The sequence below is a fragment of the Paenibacillus sp. genome (assembly GCF_048976745.1).
GTDB lineage: Bacteria > Bacillota > Bacilli > Paenibacillales > Paenibacillaceae > Paenibacillus.
The window spans coordinates 35956-59132 of record NZ_JBHGUU010000008.1 but is presented as its reverse complement, the minus strand read 5'-3'; the positions used below and the strand labels follow the sequence as shown (position 1 = coordinate 59132).

General features: G+C 48.4%; 13 protein-coding genes. 11 read left to right on the top strand and 2 right to left on the bottom strand.

Annotation, left to right across the window (positions count from 1 at the left end):
• Positions 1-30: 30 nt before the first annotated feature.
• The 8 genes from ACE3K2_RS14995 to dnaI all read left to right on the top strand — a co-directional run bounded on the left by ACE3K2_RS14995 (position 31) and on the right by dnaI (position 16286).
• Entirely contained in the window at positions 31-960 is a 930-nt protein-coding gene (locus ACE3K2_RS14995) for an ABC transporter permease (protein WP_421891651.1), read from the top strand.
• A 23-nt stretch (positions 961-983) separates the two neighbouring features.
• Entirely contained in the window at positions 984-1904 is a 921-nt protein-coding gene (locus tag ACE3K2_RS14990) for a carbohydrate ABC transporter permease (protein ID WP_421891647.1), read from the top strand.
• Between the two features lie 36 nt (positions 1905-1940).
• The gene (locus tag ACE3K2_RS14985) at positions 1941-4295 is read left to right on the top strand and encodes a glycoside hydrolase family 3 N-terminal domain-containing protein (RefSeq protein ID WP_421891895.1); all 2355 of its coding nucleotides are present in this window, start codon (positions 1941-1943) and stop codon (positions 4293-4295) included.
• 4 nt (positions 4296-4299) lie between these two features.
• Positions 4300-7524, top strand: coding sequence for an alpha-mannosidase (locus ACE3K2_RS14980; protein WP_421891644.1), 3225 nt, complete (start codon positions 4300-4302; stop codon positions 7522-7524).
• Between the two features lie 252 nt (positions 7525-7776).
• The gene (locus tag ACE3K2_RS14975; protein ID WP_421891642.1) at positions 7777-9096 is read left to right on the top strand and encodes a glycoside hydrolase family 125 protein; all 1320 of its coding nucleotides are present in this window, start codon (positions 7777-7779) and stop codon (positions 9094-9096) included.
• On the top strand, positions 9093-12254 hold the full coding sequence (locus ACE3K2_RS14970) for a beta-galactosidase (protein ID WP_421891639.1): 3162 nt from the start codon (positions 9093-9095) through the stop codon (positions 12252-12254). The genes ACE3K2_RS14975 and ACE3K2_RS14970 overlap by 4 nt, the downstream gene beginning before the upstream one ends.
• Before the next feature lie 20 nt (positions 12255-12274).
• Positions 12275-15070 (top strand): alpha-mannosidase, encoded by a 2796-nt coding sequence (locus tag ACE3K2_RS14965; RefSeq protein WP_421891637.1) that lies wholly within the window; start codon positions 12275-12277, stop codon positions 15068-15070.
• Between the two features lie 265 nt (positions 15071-15335).
• Positions 15336-16286, top strand: a complete 951-nt coding sequence (gene dnaI, locus ACE3K2_RS14960; protein WP_062837925.1) for a primosomal protein DnaI — start codon at positions 15336-15338, stop codon at positions 16284-16286.
• A 128-nt stretch (positions 16287-16414) separates the two neighbouring features.
• On the opposite strand, the gene ACE3K2_RS14955 is transcribed toward dnaI, so the two are convergent.
• The gene (locus ACE3K2_RS14955) at positions 16415-16570 is read right to left on the bottom strand and encodes a YqzM family protein (RefSeq protein WP_091037832.1); all 156 of its coding nucleotides are present in this window, start codon (positions 16568-16570) and stop codon (positions 16415-16417) included.
• A gap of 265 nt (positions 16571-16835) precedes the next feature.
• On the opposite strand from ACE3K2_RS14955, the gene trxA reads away from it, so the two are divergent.
• On the top strand, positions 16836-17153 hold the full coding sequence (gene trxA / locus ACE3K2_RS14950; RefSeq protein ID WP_017692451.1) for a thioredoxin: 318 nt from the start codon (positions 16836-16838) through the stop codon (positions 17151-17153).
• 302 nt (positions 17154-17455) lie between these two features.
• Positions 17456-19543: an excinuclease ABC subunit UvrC gene (uvrC, locus tag ACE3K2_RS14945; protein ID WP_421891632.1), complete on the top strand. Its 2088-nt coding sequence runs from the start codon at positions 17456-17458 to the stop codon at positions 19541-19543.
• On the opposite strand, the gene ACE3K2_RS14940 is transcribed toward uvrC, so the two are convergent.
• The gene (locus tag ACE3K2_RS14940) at positions 19512-21209 is read right to left on the bottom strand and encodes a CPBP family intramembrane glutamic endopeptidase (protein WP_421891630.1); all 1698 of its coding nucleotides are present in this window, start codon (positions 21207-21209) and stop codon (positions 19512-19514) included. The genes uvrC and ACE3K2_RS14940 overlap by 32 nt on opposite strands.
• Positions 21210-21839: 630 nt before the next feature.
• Here ACE3K2_RS14940 and ACE3K2_RS14935 point away from each other — a divergent pair.
• Positions 21840-23159, top strand: coding sequence for a TrkH family potassium uptake protein (locus ACE3K2_RS14935; RefSeq protein WP_421891892.1), 1320 nt, complete (start codon positions 21840-21842; stop codon positions 23157-23159).
• The last annotated feature ends 18 nt before the right edge of the window (positions 23160-23177 follow it).

The window sequence follows — 23177 nt, the reverse complement described above, 5'->3', positions numbered from 1 at the left end:
TTCATTCAAGCCTGAAGGAGGAACTCCACAATGACTACATTTTTGAAAAACCTGATTAGAAACCGGGTCATGCTGCTCATGGTGCTGCCAGGCGCCATCTGGTTCTTCTTCTTCTCCTACTTGCCTCTTGTGGGTACAGTGGCTGCCTTTAAGGAATATCGCTTCAGCCGTGAAGGGTTCTGGGCAAGTCTGATGAAGAGCGAATGGGTGGGCTGGGACAATTTCAAATTCCTGTTCAGCACAAGTGACGCATGGCTCATTACACGCAACACCCTCTTTTATAACATCGCCATTATCTTCCTTGGACTGGTATTCTCTGTAGCATTGGCAATCCTTCTATCCGAACTCGTGAATAAAAGACTCGCCAAACTGTATCAAACGGGTATGTTTCTGCCGTATTTTTTATCCTGGGTCATCGTTGGTTACTTCGCTTTCAGCTTCCTAAGTATGGACCGCGGGATGTTGAATCAGATTATTGGCTGGTTCGGGGTGGAACCGATTCAGTGGTACTCCGAGGCGAAATATTGGCCGTATATTCTGGTGTTCGTAGCGTTATGGAAAACGATTGGTTATAGCAGCGTTGTCTATCTGGCTTCCATTCTGGGGATTGATAAATCGCTTTATGAAGCAGCCATGATTGATGGGGCAAGCAAATGGCAGCAGATTCGCAATATTACGATTCCGTTGCTGTCGCCGATTATTACGATTATGACTTTGCTGGCTGTAGGCCGCATTTTCTATGCTGACTTTGGACTGTTTTATCAGGTGCCTAGGGATTCGGGTACGCTCTATTCCGTGACGAATGTTATTGATACGTACGTATATCGTGGATTGAAAACAAGTGGTGAGATTGGCATGAGTACAGCTGCGGGATTGTATCAATCCGTCGTAGGCTTTGTACTCGTTATGATCTCCAACTATGTTGTGCGCAAAGTAGATAAAGACAGCAGCCTATTCTAGGACAGGGAAAGGAGTGAACCACCATGGCTCAAGCAGGGATTGTTAAAAAACGCGACTTCCACCACGTATCCAGCGGTTGGAACCTAATCATGAACATCATCGCCGGTCTATTCGCTCTGATCTGTGTATTTCCTTTTATATTTGTAGTCATCATCTCGTTTACGGACGAGAAAGCACTGGCCCGTGATGGATATCGTCTGATTCCGGCAGAATGGAGTCTGGCGGCATATCAGTTTGTCTGGCAGAGTGGGGACACGCTGTTGCGTGCGTACGGGGTTACCATTCTGGTAACGGTACTCGGTACCATTATCAGTCTGATTTTGATGTCGCTGTATGCGTATGCGATTTCCCGCAAGAGCTTCAGATATCGGAGATTTTTCTCCATCTTTGCGATTCTGACCATGTTGTTCAACGGCGGGATGATTCCGACCTATATGGTTGTATCCCAGCTGCTTGGGTTGAAAGATACGTTATGGGCACTGATTCTGCCGCTGGCGATGAATGCCTTCTATATTATGATCCTGCGTACATTCTACTCCACCAGTGTGCCGGATGCAGTCATTGAATCGGCGAAGATTGATGGCGCCGGGGAGTTCTATACCTTTATGAAAATCGTGATTCCACTCTCCTTGCCGGGACTTGCAACCATCGGGTTGTTCAGTACACTCGGTTACTGGAATGATTGGTTCAATGCGCTGTTATACATCGATAATCCCAATCTGGTACCCCTGCAATCGATGCTGATGCGGATTGAGTCGAGTATCCAGTTTATCCAGCAGAACTCTGCGAACAGCTCGATGAGTCTGGCAGCCATGCAGTCCATTCCGCAGGATACGTCCCGAATGGCGATGGTTGTGCTTGCCACGTTGCCGATTATATTCGCTTATCCGTTCTTCCAACGTTACTTCGTACAGGGTCTGACGGTGGGCGCGGTCAAAGAATAACCGGATCTTGCTATAGGATTGGAGAGATGCAGATTGATGACTTACAAGGACCAGAGCAAATCCGTAGAGGAACGGGTACGACACCTGCTTAGCTTGATGACTACGGAAGAAAAGGTAGGCCAACTTACGCAGCCATTTGGCTGGCAGACCTATACGAATGATCAAGGGAACATCACGTTAAATGAATCGTTTAAGCAGCAAGTGGAAAATGGGGGCATTGGCTCCCTCTATGGGGCGCTTCGAGCCGATCCCTGGACTGGCGTTACGCTGGAAAATGGATTATCCGCCAGAGAAGGCGCTGAGGCGGTCAATCTCATTCAACGCTATGCAGTAGAGCATTCCAGGTTGGGCATTCCCATTCTGATCGGGGAAGAGTGCTCGCATGGTCATATGGCCATTGACGGAACGGTCTATCCCGTCCCCCTTTTACTGGGGAGTACATGGAATGTGGATCTATATCGCGAGATGTGTCAGGCAGTAGCAAGGGAGACACGTGCCCAAGGTGGTGCGGTCACCTATTCTCCGGTATTGGATGTTGTGCGTGATCCACGCTGGGGACGTACGGAGGAATGTTTCGGTGAAGATCCGTTTCTTATTGGAGAACTGGCGGTTGCTTCCGTGGAAGGGCTTCAGGGTGAAAGTCTGGACCGTGGAGATACAGTAGCCGCAACACTGAAACATTTTGTTGGTTATGGCAGCTCGGAAGGCGGACGTAATGCGGGACCTGTGCATATGGGCTGGCGTGAACTGTTGGAAGTGGATCTGTATCCTTTCCGCAAAGCGGTTGAAGCTGGCGCGGCATCGATCATGCCGGCGTATAACGAAATTGATGGCACACCTTGTACGGTAAATACGGAATTGCTGGAAGAGGTTTTGCGTAAAGATTGGGGCTTTAACGGTCTGGTCATTACGGATTGTGGTGCGATCAATATGCTGGCAAGTGGGCACGATGTCGCCGCGAATGGACTGGATGCATCGGTGCAGGCGATTGAGGCAGGCATTGATATGGAAATGTCTGGTGAGATGTTCGGGCAATATCTGGTGCAGGCGGTGGCAGAAGGCAAACTTGATGTGCAGGTTTTGGATCAGGCTGTCTCTCGTGTGCTGGCGTTGAAGTTCAGGCTGGGATTATTCGAACAGCCTTACGTGGATGCTGATCGGGCAGCAGAAGTGATTGGCAGTGAAGTGCACGTTCAGCTGGCACGCCAGCTGGCGGCAGAAGGCATTGTACTTCTCAAAAATGAGGCTGATGCGCTACCTCTATCGATAGCCAATGTGGGCCGGATTGCCGTCATCGGGCCAAATGCGGATCAGGCCTACAATCAACTGGGTGATTACACATCTCCGCAACCCAAGTCGAAAGTGGTGACGGTACTGGACGGAATTCGCAGTAAGCTGGCTAGTCATGTGGCCGGGCAAAGGGAGAAGAGTGCTATTGTTCCTTTGACTGGTGACAGCAGTATAGATCAGGTACTCTATGCTCCTGGCTGCCGGATCAAAGGTGATTCGAAGGAAGGATTCGAACGTGCAATCGAAGTTGCCAACCAGGCAGATACCGTCATTATGGTCGTGGGTGGCTCCAGTGCGCGTGACTTTGGAGAAGGAACGATCGATCTGAAGACAGGTGCTTCCAATGTGTCGGATAACTCATGGAACGATATGGAGTGCGGCGAAGGCATCGACCGGATGACATTGGGGCTTGCCGGAGTACAGCTGGAACTCATTCAGGAGATTCACAAGCTCGGCAAGAAACTTGTCGTTGTTTACATTAACGGTCGTCCCATCACTGAACCCTGGGTGGATGAACATGCCGATGCAATTCTGGAGGCGTGGTATCCGGGTCAAGAGGGCGGTTATGCCATTGCAGATATTCTATTTGGTGATGTGAATCCGTCAGGCAAATTGACGATCTCCATTCCGAAGCATGTCGGCCAATTACCGATCTATTATAACGGCAAACGTTCCCGCGGCAAGCGTTATCTCGAAGAGGATCTGGAGCCGCGTTATGCATTTGGATACGGACTAAGCTATACCACATTTGAGTACAGTGAACCTCAGTTGAGTGATGTGTCCATGGCAGCCGGTGATTCAGTTACGGTATCGGTGAATGTGACCAACACCGGCCCATATGCAGGTGCAGAAGTTGTACAGATGTACATCTCTGACGTGGTCAGTTCACTGACTCGTCCCGCCAAGGAACTGAAGGGGTTTGTGAAAGTGAACCTGGAGCCTGGAGAGACACAGACCGTGGAATTCCGAATTGGAGCGGAGCAGTTGCAGTATATTGGTCGTGATTTGAGACCTGTCGTTGAACCGGGACAATTCCATATTCATATCGGCAGCAGCGTAAACGATACGCAAATGGCCGAACTGACTGTAAGGGAGGCGTAAGACTTTGGAACGTATCAGACGATTTATTCGCGAGTTGTCCGAACATCAGTGGCTGGAGCAATTGCAGCTGCGCAGCTGGGACATTACCCGTGCTTATTATAACGTACCAGGACAGTATGAGGATCAGGGCGAATACCCGGAAGGACAGGATTTTGAGCGTTTTCCGAGCAAACAGGGAACAACATATTTCTTTAGAACACGTCTGGAGATCCCTGTTACATGGCAGCAAGCACCTTATGGGCTTGTATTTGAAACAGGCGGAGAATGTTTGCTGCGGGTGAACGGGCACTCCTATCAGGGGCTGGACCGCAATCACACCTATGTCACCCTTGATCCGTCCAAAGTTGGAACCAATCCGGAACTTGAGATCGAGATGTTCGATCCGGTCCCTGAACCCGTGGATCCCTTGAATCAACAGGCGGTTATTCAGCCGCCGATCACATCGATTACGAGCCTGCTGGTAAGACCCAATGAAGCGGTTCGCAGTCTGATGTACACCGTCATTATTGTGCGTGATTCGGCTGTATTGTTGCCCGAAAGTGACTTCAGGCGGGTTCGACTATTAGAACTGGTGTATCGTGCAATGGATCAATTTGTAGGCATGTCAGCAGAAGAGATCCAGCAGGGAGAAGGCATTCGACAGATTGAGAATAATCTGAGACATCATGTGCGTGAGGTTGGTGGTAACGCGGAGGGTCTGGAGCATATGGTGGGACAGTCCCATATCGATATTGCCTGGCTGTGGCCTGTGCGTGAGACGGTTCGCAAAACAAGCCGTACGTTCTCCACCGTGGATGCACTTATGAATGAATATCCCGACTATGTTTATTCCCAGAGCCAACCTTTGTTATATGCGTTTTTGAAAGAACATGATCCCGAGCTGTATGCGCGGGTGAAGCAGCGTATTGCAGAGGAACGTTGGGAACTGGTGGGCGGCATGTGGGTTGAGCCGGATCTGAACATCCCAAGCGGGGAGTCCCTGATTCGTCAGATGTTATATGGTCAACGTTTCTATATGGAGGAGTTTGGCAAGACATCACAGATTGAATGGTTGCCGGATACATTCGGGTACTGTGCCTCCCTGCCGCAGATCTTGAAGCATGGCAATGTGGAGTATTTCATGACGACAAAGCTCGGCTGGAATGACACAAATGTGTTTCCGTACGATCTGTTTCACTGGGTGGGCATTGACGGCACACCAATTCTGTCTTACCTCAATCATGGTGTTAACGAGCACACGCTGCCCAAGGATATTCATGATCACTGGCAGTCCTACCGTGAGAAGGCGGCTCATCCTGAACACATGCTTCTATATGGACACGGAGATGGTGGCGGTGGGGTAACCCGCGAAATGCTGGAGTATGTGGATCGCTCTGACCTGATGGTAGGCCAGCCTACCAGTCGGTATAGCACAGCTGGGGCTTTCTTTGCCGGCGTTGAAAAGGAACAACCTGCACTTCCGCAGTGGCATGGTGATCTGTATCTGGAGTTACACCGGGGAACCTATACGACACACGCGCGCAATAAGCGCAACAATCGGAAAGCGGAGGTTCTGTATCGTGAAGCCGAGCTGTGGAATACACTCGCTCAACCTACTATGGAGGCGAATACTGAAGCTAAAGTGCGTTCAGCATTGCATGACGGCTGGAAATTGATTTTGCTGAATCAATTCCACGATATTATACCGGGATCGGCGATTACGGAATCCTACGTGACTTCGAATGAGGAATATGTACAGGTATTTGAATTGGGCAGAACCGGATTGGATCAAGGCGTTTCAGCATTGACAACGGGTATCAACACAGAGGGGCCAGAAGGTTCAGTAGCTTATGTTGTATTCAACAGCTTGGGCTGGAAACGCAGTTCTGTCGTTCAGTTGTCTGTGCAGGATGGTTTGGATCGCTACGCCATTGATGAAGAAGGCCAGCGCCTGCGGATGGATCGGGAGGATGGCAGCATGTCTATTCTCGTGACAGACATTCCGGCATTTGGATATAAGACGATATGGCTGGTACCGGAAAATACAAGGGAAACAAATGTACGGGAAATGACGAACCTTGCCGCACAACCAACCTTTAATGATACATGGGATACCGCCTTTTATCATGTGCAATTCAACAAACGTGGGGAGATCACCCGTCTGTGGGATAAAACCGCGGAGCGTGAGATGCTGAAGCCGGGTGAACGTGGCAATCAACTTCACTTCTTCCATGATCGTCCAACCCTCTGGGATGCATGGGATATCGACAGTCGTTATGAGGAACAGATTGCTGGCGAAGTGGAACTGTTGGAGAAAAAGCTGATGCTGGCAGGTGCAACGAAGGATGTCTTGCGCTTCCACTGGAAGCTTCATCAATCGGTGATTACGCAGGATATCGTCTTTTATCATGACTCACGGCGAATTGACTTCCAGACACAGGTGAACTGGAATGAAAATCACAAACTTCTGAAAGTTGGTTTCCCGATTGATGTGGTGACCTCCAAGGCCACATTCGAGATTCCATTTGGCGCACTGGAACGTACAACACATCGCAACACAAGCTGGGAGCAGGCCCAGTATGAAGTCTGTGGACATCGGTTCGTGGATGTATCCGAATATGGATACGGCGTGAGCCTGCTCAATGACTGCAAGTACGGGTACGATGTGCAAGGAAGTACCATCCGTTTGTCTTTACTTCGTGCACCAAAGTGGCCGGATCGCACCGCAGATCTGGGAGAACATGAATTCACCTATTCCCTGTATCCACACGACGGAGACTGGAGAACAGCACACACCGTACGTCAGGCCGCTGAACTGAATCATGAGGTGACGGTTCAGCAGGTGAAACAAGTCAAACAAAAGGGTCAGATACAACAAGAGCAGCAGATGGAGCAGGTACAGCAGAGGGAAGAAATACAGCAAAGCACAGGGACTGAGGTAGCTCCAACCGCAGATGCAACGGCAAATGCGGCCCCTGTACGCCCAGCAACCGGAGCATGGATTGGTTTTAATAGTAGTCACGTCATTCTGGATACCGTCAAAATGGCAGAGGATGGACAAGGCACCGTGCTGCGTTTCTATGAATCGTCAGGCAAACGCGAAAATATCACATTGCAATGGCCGCATCCGTTTGAGCAAGCCTATCACTCCAACGCACTGGAAGAACCAATCAAACCACTGGCACATACCAACGGCCAGATTACACTATCTTTTAAACCCTACCAAATACAAACCGTGCTACTGCGGTAAACCTTTTTGAAATATTTTTGAGCTATATATGTCCAACTAAACATTTACACGATAACGGAGAGGACAGAAAGAATTCGAAGAAGCGAAGCGTTCGCCTTTATCCCCGGATTTACCCTTTAGAAAAGGGAATCAAAAAAATCTGGGGATAACAGCGATCGGAGGATATTTCTGACCGCGCAGTGGTCCCGTGTAAATTTTTTGTTTCATCCTATAGCTACACCATTCAATTTGTTTAAGGAGTTGCACTCATCCATGGAACAGTTCAGATTACCCAAAATACCCATGCCACCTGTTGCTTTGCCGCAATCCATTCAGGCCGTACTTGAGGAAGCGGAACAAAAGCTGGCTCACCGTCCAAAACTGCTTCAATTATTCAAAAACTGCTTTCCCAACACCATCGAAACAACAACCAAGTTGATGGAGGACGGTACCACTTTTGTCATCACAGGAGATATTCCGGCTTCCTGGCTGCGTGATTCGGTGGAGCAGGTGGTACATTACATTCCGTTTGCAAAAGAAGACGAGGACCTGCAACGCATCATTGGCGGGCTGATCAAACGTCATATCCAGTATGTTCATATCGATCCATATGCCAATGCCTTCAATGAGACGGCCAACGACTGGCACTGGAACACCACGGACGAAACGGAGATGTCACCTTGGGTGTGGGAACGTAAATTCGAGATCGATTCATTATGTTTCGTAATAAGGTTGGCCTATTTATATTGGAAGGAAACCGAGCTGACCGACATTTTTGATTCCAGCTTCAAGGCAGCGATGCGTAAAATCGTGGACCTGTTCAAAGTCGAACAGCATCACATGGAACAATCTCCGTATCGCTTTACACGCAATAACGGTATCCCGACAGATTCCCTGCGCAATCACGGGAAAGGCATGCCAGTCAATTATACGGGAATGATCTGGTCCGGCTTCCGTTCCAGTGATGATGCCTGTGATTTTCACTACAACATTCCAGGCAACATGTTCGCGGTGGTCGCTCTGCGTCAGATGCAGGAGTTTGCCGAGTGGGTATTCCGGGATATGGAGCTTTTGCAGGAATTGAAGGATCTGGAGCAGGACGTGGATCACGGCATTCAGCTGTACGGTATTTATCGTCATCTCGAATTTGGACCGATCTATGCGTACGAGACAGACGGTTATGGCAACCACTGTCTCATGGACGATGCCGGTACACCGGGACTCATGTCCATACCATATCTGGGTTACGTCACAGCGGATGATCCGATCTACCAGAATACACGCCGCTTCGCTCTAAGCAAAGAAAACCCGTTCTATTACGAGGGCAAGGTTGCCAAAGGAATCGGTAGCCCGCACACACCGCCGAATTACATCTGGCATATGGGATTGTCCATGCAAGGACTGACTGCGCAGTCTGCCGAGGAGAAACTGGAGATGATTCGCCTGCTTGAAGCGACAGATGCAGATACAGGGTATATGCATGAAGGCTTTCACGCCGATGATCCAACCATTTTTACACGAAAATGGTTTGCATGGTCCAACAGCCTGTTCTCCCAGTTGGTCTATAAATCCATGAAGGATGGCCTGTTATGAGCAGTGCACAGGTGAATGACAAAAAGAAGCTGATTATCTTCGCTGATCCTGCGTTTCCGATGGAAGGTGCTTTTCCAACGGAGCAGACTCTGAATGCATGGAAAGCAGTCGAAGAGATCACTGTTGTAAACGCGGATGAACTTGCAGAGGCATTGAAAGCGACGACTGGTGAAGGATGTTTCATCAATCTGCATGCCCCCTATTTCCCCAAATCAGCTTGGACAGAGATTGCAGCTTATCTGCATCAGGGAGGGAGCCTGATCAGTATTGGTGGCGCGCCTTTCAAACGTCCGGTTCGATATGAAAATGGGGCATGGCTTGTAGAGTCTGAGCAGACCGCATACCACCAGGAACTCTATATTCACGAGGCGTTACATGTATCTTCTGCCGGTGTGCAATCGTACACTACATCTGAACAGATCCCGCTTCTTGCCGGCAAAGAAGGACTTTTTGAGATTTCAGATACATGGAATCTGGTTCCGCATACGACCAAAAACAGTGATTTGCCTCACCAGATGGGTTCAGCGGGCACGATGAGTACACAGATTCACTCTTTGCTTCGCCGAATCAGCAAAGATAATCGAAGCATTGCTGCTCCAATCGTCCTATGGGAGAACTCCCGCGGGACTTTCGTTGGTTCGCGTTGGATGTTCGTAAATCTGCCATTGACCCCTTCATTCTGGGAGCAGGATGGTGCTGACGAGATTATGAAGTGGGCACAATTCTGTGCGCAAGGTGTAACCGAGTTATCCCTGAAAACGAATTATGCTTCGTATGAGCCAGATGAGCGGGCTGTACTCACACTTCAAGGCCAGATTTTACAGCGAGCAGGCAACAGACGCACAGCGTCTGAGCTGTGGACATTCGACATAACAGTGGAGCATGAGGATCGCACAAGTGGTACGGCGAAGAAGGTATGGAACCATCGCCTGGAGATGGAACTTTCCGGTGAGCAGCGTTTCACACGCATCCTTCTCCCGGTTTCCATTGAAAGTGGACTGTATCGGATCGTATGCCGCGCACAGGCACCTGACGGGGAAGTTCGGACCCTGCGTCAAGGCTTCTGGGGACAGGATGCCGAATTGCTGGCTGAAGGGGAAGTAATCACCCGCAGCAGGGACTATTTTGTAAAAGACGGACGTCCTCTGCCTGTAGTGGGCATGACCTACATGACCTCTGATGTGGCACGGAAATTTCTGTTTCTGCCGAATGCGGATGTCTGGGATCGAGACATGGCACAGATGGCGAAAGCCGGAATTAACTGGATTCGGACGGGAATCTGGACGGCCTATCGCAACATGATGCAGGTGGACGGACATATGGCAGAGGATGTGCTTCGTGCCATTGATGCCTTTATTTTAACGGCGAAGCGTCATGGCTTGCAGGTCACGTTCACCTTCTTCTCCTTTACACCGGAGACATGGGAAGGAACGAATCCCTATTTGGACCCGCAAAGTGTTGAAGCACAGAAACGATTCATCCGCAGCATCGTCAGTCGGCACACGCATACAACCCATGTGGATTGGGATCTGATTAATGAGCCATCGATGTTTGATCCAGTGCGTATTTTCTCGGCTGGCCCACGCTCCGTGAGGGATTCATATGAACAGCAGGCTTTTGTCAAGTGGCTTCAGCGGCGTCATGAGACGATTGAAGCATTGCAGGAGGCATGGAACATGTCACCGAAGCAGTTTCCCGACTTTGCAGCCGCGGTCATTCCGGAAGCGGAAGAGATTAATTTTGATGTACAAGACATGCACAAGGCCAAAAAAGGAACACGCTGGCTTGATTACTGTCTCTTTTCTATGGAGATGCACAATGTTTGGGCAAGAGAGCTTGTAGGTACGATCAAGAATCTGGTACCGAATCATCTGGTCACCGTAGGGCAGGACGAAGCCCTTGGTGCACAGCGTCCCTCGCCATTTTTCTATGAACGTGAAGTGGATTATACAACGGTGCATTCCTGGTGGTTGAACGATGATTTGATCTGGGATGGTATTTTTGCCAAAACGCCATATAAGCCGAATCTCATTCAGGAGACGGGCATCATGTATGTGGAAACCCCGGATGGACGAGCCAAACGTACGGAAGAAGAGCTTCGCGGCATTCTCGAACGCAAGTACGCTTATGCTTTCTCGACAGGCGGCGCAGGTGCGGTGCAATGGATATGGAATACCAACTTCTATATGGATAATGCCAATGAGTCTCATATCGGAGCCCTTCGTGCAGATGGTACGGAGAAGCCGGAGGCGGATGTATCTTATGATTTTGGCCGATTCATGCATGGCATTCGTGATCTCTTTGAAGACCGTGAGCTTGAAGATATTGCAGTGGTGTTCCCGTATTCCAATGACTTCTCCAACCGTGCCTTGGCCTATGATGCCACAACGAAGCTGACCCGTGTGATGTCCTATGATCTGAAATTGCCTTTCCGTGCATTATCCGAATATCATCTCGAAGCGCTGGAGCAGCAGCCACCGAAGCTGATTATCGTGCCGAGTCCGCATAATATGGACAGCGACGCACTGCAACAATTATTCGCGTTCGCGGAGGAGGAAGGCACAACGCTGCTCATCACTGGACCACTGGGGCTGGACGCATATTGGCAGGCAACTGACCGGGCCGATCATATCGTAGGCAAACGCAGTCTGGATAACGTGCAGCGGGAGGAACTGCTGAATATTAACGGAGTGAATCACCGGGTGACTTATGGACGGCGCCGTATCGCCGAGGTGGCGAAGGAGACGTTGCTTCACAAGGATAAAGATAGACCAGATGAAGTAACCGTTTTGCCTGTGGGTAAAGGGAAATTGATCTGGACCCCACTGCCGCTCGAGTTAAACGGACGGGATGAACCACTTGCTGAATTATATCGTTATGCCACTGAGATTGCTGGCGTCGAACAGGAGGTGGAATGGATATCCGGTGGGGATATCGCAGGGATTTATGGTCGGAAGTTGAGTTTTCCAAAAGGCAATCTGTATGTATTCGTATCGGAGTTTGCCTTGAATCATGAGATTCATGTCAGAGATCAACGTACAGGTGTATCGTATGCGTTCCATTTGGAGAAAAATCGTTCCGTGTTATTTGCCACGGATGCTTCCGGAAAGCTGAATGGCGTGTATCGCCCGGATGAGGTTGAGATTGTACAACAATAGGAAAGAGGTGGCATAACGCAATGACCAAACGCACAGATAAGTCGAAGAGAGCCCATATTATTTCGCATACCCACTGGGATCGGGAATGGTACTTGCCGTATGAGAAGCATCATATGCGGCTCATTCAGCTCGTCGATTCACTGTTGGATCAGCTGGATGAAGGATCGGATTATAAAAGCTTTTATTTGGATGGACAGACGATTATCATCGATGACTATCTTCAGGTTCGCCCTGAGCAGAAGGAGCGATTGGAAAAGCATATCCGTAATGGACGGATTGTGATTGGACCATGGTACATTTTGCAGGATGCATTTCTGACGAGTGGAGAAGCCAATGTGCGCAACATGCAGGTTGGACATAAGGATGCCAAACGTTACGGCACCCCTTCGAAAATCGGTTATTTCCCCGATACATTCGGATTGGTCGGGCAGACTCCGCAGCTGATGCAGCAATCCGGCATTGATAATGTGTTCTTTGGACGTGGGGTGAAGCCTACGGGATTCAACAATACGGTATCGGATGCCGGATATGAATCGAGCTTCTCTGAGCTGATGTGGGAAGGGCCAGACGGATCGAAAGTGCTCGGCGTATTGTTCGCAAACTGGTACTCCAACGGGAATGAAGTTCCGGTAGATGAGGCTTCTGCCCGGAAGTTCTGGGAAACCAAGCTTGCCGATGCGGAGAAATATGCTTCAACCAATGAGTTACTCTACATGAACGGATGTGATCACCAGCCGATTCAGCGAGACCTGCCGGAAGCGATTCGTATGGCTGAGCAATTATATCCCGATATCGAGTTCATTCACTCGAACTTTCCGGATTATCTGACCGCCCTGAGAGCATCGGCTGAACATGAGCTGTCCACGGTCAAAGGCGAACTGCGTAGCCAACGTACCGATGGCTGGGGAACTCTGGTGAACACCGCCTCTGCTCGTGTGTATCTGAAACAGATGAACCAGTTAGGCCAGACCATGCTGGAAAAAGTAGCTGAACCCCTGGCATCCTGCGCCTACCTGCTTGGACATGCCTATCCACATGATCAACTGACATATGCCTGGAAAACGCTAATGCAGAATCACCCGCATGACAGCATCTGTGGATGCAGTGTGGATGAGGTGCATCGCGAAATGGTAACACGATTTGATAAGAGCCGTCATGTGGCAGAGGCCATGATTGAAGAGAGTACAAGACAGATTGCCACAGCCGTCGATACCTCTATGTTTGAGCGTTACGGCGAAAGTGCCCGACCTGTTGTGGTGTTTAATACAACGGGCTCTGAACGCAGCGGTGTGGTTCAAATGGAACTGGACGCGGCTCGGTTGTATTTCCGGGAAGGATATTCGCTGGAAGAGATGGCGGCGCAGATGAAAGCTGTTGATCTGTCAGGTCGCATACTGGTTGATGAAGAAGGTACGCAGATTCCATGTACGGTGGAGGATCTGGGTCTGCAATTCGGCTATGATCTGCCGGATGATCGCTTCCGTCAGCCGTATAGCTGTCGGCGGGTACGTATTCGTTTTGAAACAGAGCATGTAGCCGCATTTGGCCTGAAAACCTATGCATTAGTGAAATCTGTGGATCATGCCAAGAGTGGCTTGCAACCCAAAACAATTACGTTGTTGCGTGATGAACGTGGTATGGAAAATCAACATATGATCGTCACAATTGCAGACAATGGTTCATTCACCCTCACAGATAAACGGACAGGCCGGACTTACAAGGACCTTGGCGTGTACGAAAATGTGGGTGATATCGGTAATGAATACATGTTCAAGCAGCCAGAGAACGAAGTGGCGCGGACAACGGAAGCACTCCAGGCTGAGATTCGGGTCCTTGAGGACACATCATACTTGGCTTCGTTCGAAGTGATTCACCATTGGGAGATACCGGAGTCGGCGGATGAGATGCTGGATCAGGAACAACGGGAACTGATTTATTATCCTTACCGTAAAGCCCAGCGTTCGGCGAAAATGATCCCACTTCAGATCCGAACAGTGATATCACTCAGTCGTAGTGGAAAAGGCGTCCAATTGCAAACAACCTTCAACAATCAGGCAAAGGATCATCGGGTGCGCGCACTCTTCCCAACGGATCTTGTATCTGCTGTTCATCATGTGGACTCCATGTTTGAAATTGCAACGCGTGATAACACGCCTGCACCGGAGTGGCAAAATCCAAGCAATACACAGCATCAACAGTGTTTTGTGGATGTGAGTGAAAAAGGTGCGGGACTGGTCGTGGCCAATCTGGGTCTGAATGAATATGAAGTTCTTCAGGATGGACGCAACACCATCGCCGTTACGCTGCTTCGTGCTGTGGGTGAACTCGGAGACTGGGGATTGTTCCCGACACCGGAAGCACAATGCCTGGGTGAACATACATTTCAGATCGAGATTATCCCTCACGATGGCAATGGTGTAGCGTCTGGTGCATATATTGAAGCCTATCAGTTCCAGGTTCCTTGGACGCTTGTGCAGACCGAAGTGCACCCGGGTTATCTGACACCCAACAACACACCGTTTGCATGGCAAGGAGACAGCTTGGCTTTTTCTTCACTCAAGGTGAATGAAGATTCCGGTGATGTGATGCTCCGCTGGTTCAATATGTCGACCAACTCGGTAACGTTGAGGCTTGCCACATCACAAGCGAATCCACAGTCATTCGAAACGGCATACAGGAGCAACATCCTGGAGGAAGAAGTTGAGATGCTTCATGCCGACAGCATAGAAGAGGCATCGACATTATCATTTGCCAGCAAGGAATGGAACATACAGACAGGTTCATGCGAGATCATCACTGTTGGCTTGCGCCGCTAATAAAAGGTTGTTCAATAAGCGGAAATACAGCATTCTGAATACGCGCTACAAGCTACAGGACGGTAAGTGTACTATGCACTAGGCATTATGTTCCGTGATAGAAGGATTACGCTATTTACCAGATGTATCTGTTGAGTTATTGGTTGTTTTTCTATAGAATGAACAGTAGAATGGCTAATGATCGAAAGTGCCTATGCCATCAAGTTGGTCACGGGTACACTTCAATTGTTCATTCTATATTGAAACATTAAGGGGGCTTGAAGCCATGGAATCCTTGGGAGGACTGCTTCAGCAGCTGAACCCTGCCTTTCGTGAGCAATCGCGGCGGATTGCGGCGGAATTGATGGAAAATCCGTACGTACGCGAATTCCGCGCAGGTCATCCTGAACTGCAAGATGCACAGCTCATGACCGATCTGAGCAAGCTGTTTCAGTACGCCAAAGACTCTAAGAACTGTGCGAATTGTCCGGGACTCGACAACTGTCCTAACGATTTTCAGGGCCACTTTTGCAAACTGGAAGTAGAACATTTTAACGGTAAACCCGAAATTATAGATATCAAAGCACCTTGTTCCAAACATATCGCCCGGCAAAATGAACATATCATTAAGCAACGCATTCGCAGTTTCTATGTGGACGAGCGTGCGCTTAGTGCCGGATACAACGATGTGGAGATCATGGGCAAGGATCGAATGCGTGCTCCGGCAGTGAATCAGGTGCTACGTTATATTAGGGAGACCAAGGAGAACGGATTATCTCCGCAAGGACTGTTTTTGGAAGGAACATTCGGGACAGGCAAGACGTTTCTGATGTGTTATCTGCTGCATGAACTGGCGGTTGCAGGCCACACGGGTGTCATTATCTATATGCCTGACTTTGTGGAAGATCTGAAATCCATGATCAGTGAAGGGCAGAAGCTGAAGGAAATGACGGATATTTTGAAAAGTTGTGATCTGCTCATCTTTGATGATATCGGGGCAGAGAATCTGAATCCTTGGGTTCGGGATCACGTGATGGGGTCCATTCTGAACTATCGGATGAATCGCAAACCAACGTTTTATACGTCCAATTACAATCTGGATGGGCTTGAAAAACATCTGAGCTTCACCAATCGGGACGGCGAGGAATCGAATAAAGGCCAGCGTCTCATGGACCGGATTCGTCCATTCGTGGATGTCATCTCCGTTCGGGGTGAGAATCAGCGCGGCAAACGTTAACTGATTAGTCTATTGGTCTGATCGGCAAAATATACTTTTTAAACGATAAGTCGTCCCAAAAAAAGCCTGGCTTTCGCATTGTCGCGAAAACCGGGCTTTTCTGGTCCTGCGTGAGACCTGTGAGCATCCTATTCGGTGATGAATTTGAAAATAACCATACCGAAAAAGATCACTGTCATCAGGCCAGCCATGCCGGCAACACCCACGATCAGATCAAACAGATCGTTGCGGGGTTCCTCGTTCACATGTTCACGCGGGTCGCTGATCCGCACATTTGCATCCATGTTATTGCCTCCTTATGGGGAATGACAGCTTGCCCGTATGGGGGCTGAAACCCGGAGTAATTTTAGTATACTTGGAAAAGAAAGCGTTTGTAAAGATTTTGAAGTTGGCATGCCACATCCTGTAATTGTGAAGATTTGATGTTGGGAAGATGAACATTGTAGCGTTCAATTCACAAGTTTGACGTACCTGTGTTATACTGGAAGTGTCGTTCACGACGTTACAGGTTAAAATAAAACCGTAAGTATATATAAGGAGGACAATTTCATGGCTATTGTTAACGTATCCGATCAATCCTTCAACGCTGAAGTAGAAGGCGAAGGAACGGTTCTTGTTGATTTCTGGGCGCCTTGGTGTGGTCCTTGTAAAATGCTCGCTCCAATCTTGGAAGAGCTGTCCACAGAAGTTGGCGATGCAGTGAAAATTGCTAAAGTTAACGTGGATGAAAATCCGGAATCTGCTTCCCGCTTTGGCGTAATGAGCATTCCAACTTTGATCTTCTTCAAAGACGGTCAACCAGTAGATAAAGTGGTTGGTCTGAATTCGAAAGATGCGCTCAAAGGAATTATCGCAAAACACCAATAATTTACAGGCTTACACATACGCCTCCGGTTTACATACCGGGGGCGTTTTGCGTCGAATCCCTTTATATAGGACAATATAAAGTATACTATTTATATAAAATGAAACTGGAAATTTACATGTTAACGGAGAGGACAGAAATGAGCTGTAGAAGCGAAGGGTTCGCCTTTATCACCGGATTTTCCCCTCTAAAAAAGGGAATCAAAAAATCTGGGGATAACAGCGATCGAAAGGTCATTCTGTCATCGGAGTTGCTCATGTAAGGTGAGGATTTCAGCTTTTCGGGAAGGAGGATTCACCGAATTATGGATCAATTCATGAATGATTTGCAAGATCAGGAGAAGGCATTGGAGCAGATTCGCCACAAGCTCGCTTTGCTGCCAGATATGTCTGGATGTTACCTGATGAAGAACAGTGAAGGCACGATTATCTATGTAGGTAAGGCCAAAGTGCTAAAGAACCGCGTGCGCTCTTATTTTATCGGCAGTCATAACGGAAAGACCCAGCGTCTGGTTTCAGAGATCCGTGATTTCGAATATATCGTGACGGGCAGTAACATGGAAGCACTCATTCTGGAATGTAACTTGATCAAGAAACATATGCCACGGTACAACGTGTTGCTCAAGGATGACAAAACATTCCCCTATCTTAAAATTACCAATGAAAAGCACCCCCGGTTGGAAGTAACCCGGCGTGTGCTGAAAGATAAAGCCAAATACTTCGGACCTTATCCGAACTCGTATGCGGCTCATCAAACAAAAAAATTGCTCGATCGCATGTATCCACTGCGCAAATGTGGTGTTATGCCCAAAGAAGTGTGCCTGTACTATCACATGGGACAATGTCTTGCTCCTTGTGTGAAGGAAGTGGAGAAGGAGCAGTACGACCAGATTTCACAAGAGATTGGTTCATTTCTGAGCGGTGGTCACGAAGAGATCAAGAAGGATTTGCAGCGTAAGATGCAGGAGGCTGCGGAGGATCTTTATTTTGAACGTGCCAAGGAACTGCGCGACCAGGTGATCGCCATCGATGCGATGATGGAAAAACAGAAAATTACGATGGCTGATGCCAGAGACCGTGATGTATTTGGTTTTGCCATTGATAAAGGCTGGATGTGTGTCCAGATTCTATATATGCGTCAGGGTAAAATGATTGAACGTCACGTATCAACCTTCCCGTTTTACGGTGAGGCGTATAGTGATTTCATGTCCTACGTTACGCAGTATTACAGCGATAATCCGGCATTGCCACAAGAGATTTTGTTGCCGGAAATGCCGAAGGAACTTGCAGCAGATAACGACAGTTTGGATACGGGTTCTGATCCTGATGGATCGGTGCCTGCCGCAGTTACGGTAGAGTTCGAGCGGACGGGACAAGTGGAGCAAAGTAACGCCGCCCAGCCACTGGTTGCTGAGGCTCGTGCAGCTTACGGAAGTTCCGCTGAGGTAGAAGGTGAACAACCTGACAGTATGCAAGAGGAAACTCCAATAACGGATACAACTTCTTCAACTGAAAAACTCCCGTCAGGTCTGGAAGACCCAACTCAGGTTGCTGCTGCTTTACAGGAGTGGTTGGAGATCAAAGTGCTCATCCCGCAACGTGGATTGAAACGCCAGATGATCACCATGGCCGTGGATAACGCACGTGTGGCATTGGAAGAGAAGTTCCGCCTGATTGAGCGAAATGAAGAACGGACATCCAAAGCTGCTGAAGGACTGGGACGTTTTATTGGACTGGATCAGCTTCACCGTATTGAAGCGTTTGATAACTCGAACATCCAGGGTACAAACCCGGTATCCGCCATGATCGTATTTACCGATGGTAAACCGGATAAGAAGGAATATCGGAAATACAAGGTTCGTTCGGTTGAAGGACCGGATGATTATGAAACAATGAGAGAAGTCATCCGTCGCCGTTACGAGCGGGTATTAAAAGAAAACCTGCCCCAGCCTGACCTGATTGTGGTCGATGGTGGTAAAGGACAGATCTCGGCTGCGGTCGATATTTTGGAAAATGAGCTGGGGCTGTTTATTCCGGTATGCGGTCTGGTGAAGGATGCGAAGCATAAGACTTCACAGTTGATGATCGGTAATCCACCGGAAGTCATCTCCCTGCCTCGGGATAGTCAGGAATTCTACCTGTTGCAGCGGATACAGGAAGAGGTCCACCGTTTTGCGATCTCGTTCCACCGGGAACAGCGTGGCAAATCGATGGTGACCTCTCGCCTGGATGCCATTCCAGGGATCGGAGAGAAGCGGCGTAAGCTGCTGTTGAAGCATTTTGGCTCTTTGCGCAAAATAAAAGAGGCCAGCGTCGAAGACTTCCGGCCTCTATCTATTGGTGACAAGTTGGCAAATCAGATTATTGCAGCACTTCGTGATGAGGAGTCGTAACATACGGCTTCTCTTTTTGTTTTGGATTGAATTTGTAGACCACATATCCAACAATGGCCGGGAGTACAATCCAGAAGAGTCCGGCAGCCATATTCAGGGCATCACCCATGAAGACCAGGCTGAGTCCCATCAGCAAGCTGTCGAAGATGACATGCGCGAATACAACGGCAATGAAGCCGTGACGCAGCATGATCAGACTGAACAGCAATCCAATCACCATCAGCTCGATGGGACGGGTGATGACTGGATAGATTGGATACAATGTGTGTCCAAGTGCCCATATGATGGTTGGGATCAGACAGGCAATAAACGTGTTCCGCACAATCTTCTGCATCATGCGAATGCCGAACAGTCGATAAACCGTTTCTTCACCAATACCGGCCATCCAGGCCATGATTGGGAAGAGCCAGGCATAAGTCATATTAAATGTAGATTGATCTGCTGACGTTGTTGACCATGTGCCGATGCTTCGCTCCAGAATAAAGAACAGGATGGATTGCACTCCTAGTAGAATGAATGCCCACAAGTAACCAGCGTACATGCTGTGAAGTACATATTTTCCATATCCCGGTTCTTTGGCACGAGGCCATGGGTTTAGACCTATTTTGCGCCACATGCCGTCACCGGCAACGAGGGACAGATAGATGGTTGCACTCATGACCAGTGTAATACCCGCCTGCATTAACATCAGGAATGCTAACATGAAATTGGAGAGCCCCTGTGCCTGAAAGAGTGGAATCATGTTTAATGTACCAATTACTGAAGCTGCGAAATACACCAGCGAGAGAATGATTCCGCGTTTGAACGACGTATGTGCTCGGGTCAGAATGCTATAGATGATGGCCAGCACGCCCAGAACAAAGGTCAGGAATGCATAGCCGCCATACGTCATCCAGTTGGCTTGGCGCGTTTGTGCTTTCACATAATCCGTATGGGATTCAGGGACTGAGAAGCTAGGATCAAACGATCGAACCGCACCATCTTCAAACGTAAAATTCAGTTCAAGCTTGGAGTTTCCAATGGCTTTTGCAGAATCAGTGTACTTCAGTCCCGCTTCACCATCGCGAGTATCCAGTTGAAGTGTGGGTACTTCATAACCGAATTCGGTCAGAACACCAGCTGCCAGCCGTTCTTTCTCGTCGAGGGACATATTGCCTTCGGCAAGCACTTGCGATGTGGTCGCTTTACCGGTACTTTGCTCCGCCTCAATGGCGGTATAGAGGGAAGAAGGCAGTTCCCGTTTGAAACCAACCACTTTTCCTGTTTTCATATGTACGTCAACATTTAGATATCCGCCTTTGTCCTGATCAGGCAAACGAACGCGGAATACATCGTAAGGATAACTTGTTTCAAATTTCTGGTTATAGGTATCCAGTTGTTTGGTTTTGGCCATATACCCGTAGATATCCGAATGTGTCTGGTAGGTTACCAGGGGTTTTCTGCCATCATTTGGAAGTGTATAGTCATCCACAGAAGCTGCGAATGATCGTGCGGATTGCGTCGCTTCCTCCTTGCTTATGAAGGACGTGGACGAAATTTCTGTCGTTTGCGATGAGGTAGCAGGAAAGATCTGAAATACAAAAAATAGAATCAGGCCAATCGCCGCAAGCAACCCCAGCCGCTTGAAGTTAGCCTTGAGTAGCAAAGGCTGCCCTAAGGGATTCATGTAATGTTGTTCCTCCTTAATCTAATAGAGGTTGTTCAAAAAGTCCGCTTTTGATTACGAAGGTTGCCTAACGGCATCATCAGCATCGAATATGGCATTCAGCCGAAATGTCCGTTGCTCACGTAGCTCTATCTACGCTCTGCTACTCCATTTCTATCTTCATCCCATCTTCTTGGTACTGAAAACCGCCCTTTTTGAACACGCACTAAGATGATATTAAAGTTAACATAGCACAGGGCAAGCATGGAATGCCAATGATGTAACGAAAACAGGTGTAAATCCTTGAAAATGAATGAAAAGCACCGAAAGAATCTGATCCATCCATCGCCATATCTGAGTTTTTCCCTTTTTGGCTGAATTCGATGTTATTTACACAAAAAACGTTTTGTCTGTAAACGCCGCAGCGCTTATAATTTTTGAAGCAAATGTGCAATGATTCGCATGTCTTTCGCCCAACAAGGGAACGAATAGAATATATTCCAACTTCATTATATATGTCGTTTTGATCTGGATCATACATGTTTAACGTTTGGTAACAGCATTTCAAATGAAGAAGGCTCCACGGGGTGTGGAGTTATTTTCATTTTAGAAGAGGTGGAAGATACTCAAGTGAAACTGAATGTTCAATGGATGCGATTATCGCCACCCCGTATTCTTGTGTTAGGGTTTGCTGGCATCATATTGGTAGGCACACTGCTCTTAATGCTTCCGGCATCCAGCCGTAATGGTGACAGTCTTGCATTTATTGATGCGCTCTTTACAGCAACTTCGGCTGTTTGTGTCACCGGTTTGGTTGTGGTGGATACAGGGACTCATTTCTCTGTACTGGGTCAGGTTGTGATTGCGATTCTGATTCAGATTGGCGGACTGGGCTTCATGACGATGTCCACATTGGTTGCCATTGCGTTCAAACGGCGGATTTCGCTTAGAGAACGGTTGATTCTACAGGAAGCGATGAACCAAAGCACGATGGAGGGCATCGTCCGGCTCATTCGTAAAGTGGTGATCTACTCACTCATTATCGAAGGCATATGTGGCACGTTGTTTGCCATTCGCTGGTCGTTCGACATGCCAGTGGGACAGGCGATCTATTATGGATATTGGCATGCCATCTCCATGTTCAACAATGCGGGCTTTGACATGTTTGGGGATTTCCGCAGTCTGACAGGTTATGTGTATGATCCGTTGGTTAATTTTACAGCAATGTTCCTGATTGTCTCTGGCGGCATCGGTTTTGTCGTGTTGTCAGACCTGGTGGATTACCGCAAAACGCGGAAGCTGTCCCTGCACTCCAAAGTGGTATTGCTGATGACCGGATTGTTGATTGTGTTTGGTGCACTCGTTATTTTCGTATTTGAATTCAGCAATCCCCGGACACTGGGCAGTCTGAACTGGGGTGGCAAGATTCTCGGTTCATTCTTCCAGTCCGTTACGCCGCGAACAGCAGGCGCGAATACGGTAGATATTGCCGGGCTCAGACAGGCAACACAGTTTTTTATGATCATCCTGATGTTCATTGGTGCTTCACCGGGTTCTACCGGAGGCGGTATCAAAACAACGACATTTATGATTATGGCTGGGGCGGTCATCGCGATGATGCGTGGTCGTGAAGATATCGTATTTTTCCGCTACCGGCTCGTACAGGAACGGATCTTCAAGGCGCTTACCATTACATTGCTGGCGCTCTTGTTCATCATAGCTGTAACGATGGCACTGAGTACCACAGAAGACGCCGGTTTTATGATGATCTTATTTGAAACGACATCGGCTTTTGGTACCGTTGGATTATCACTCGGACTAACGCTGAAGTTGACTACATTGGGCAAGCTCCTGATCTGTTTCACGATGTTTGCAGGAAGGCTTGGACCTATTACATTGGCGTATGCACTTGGACAGAAAAAGGGTAAAGAGTTATACAGATATCCGGAAGGCAAAATGATTATTGGATAAATCTAATAGTAAGTTATG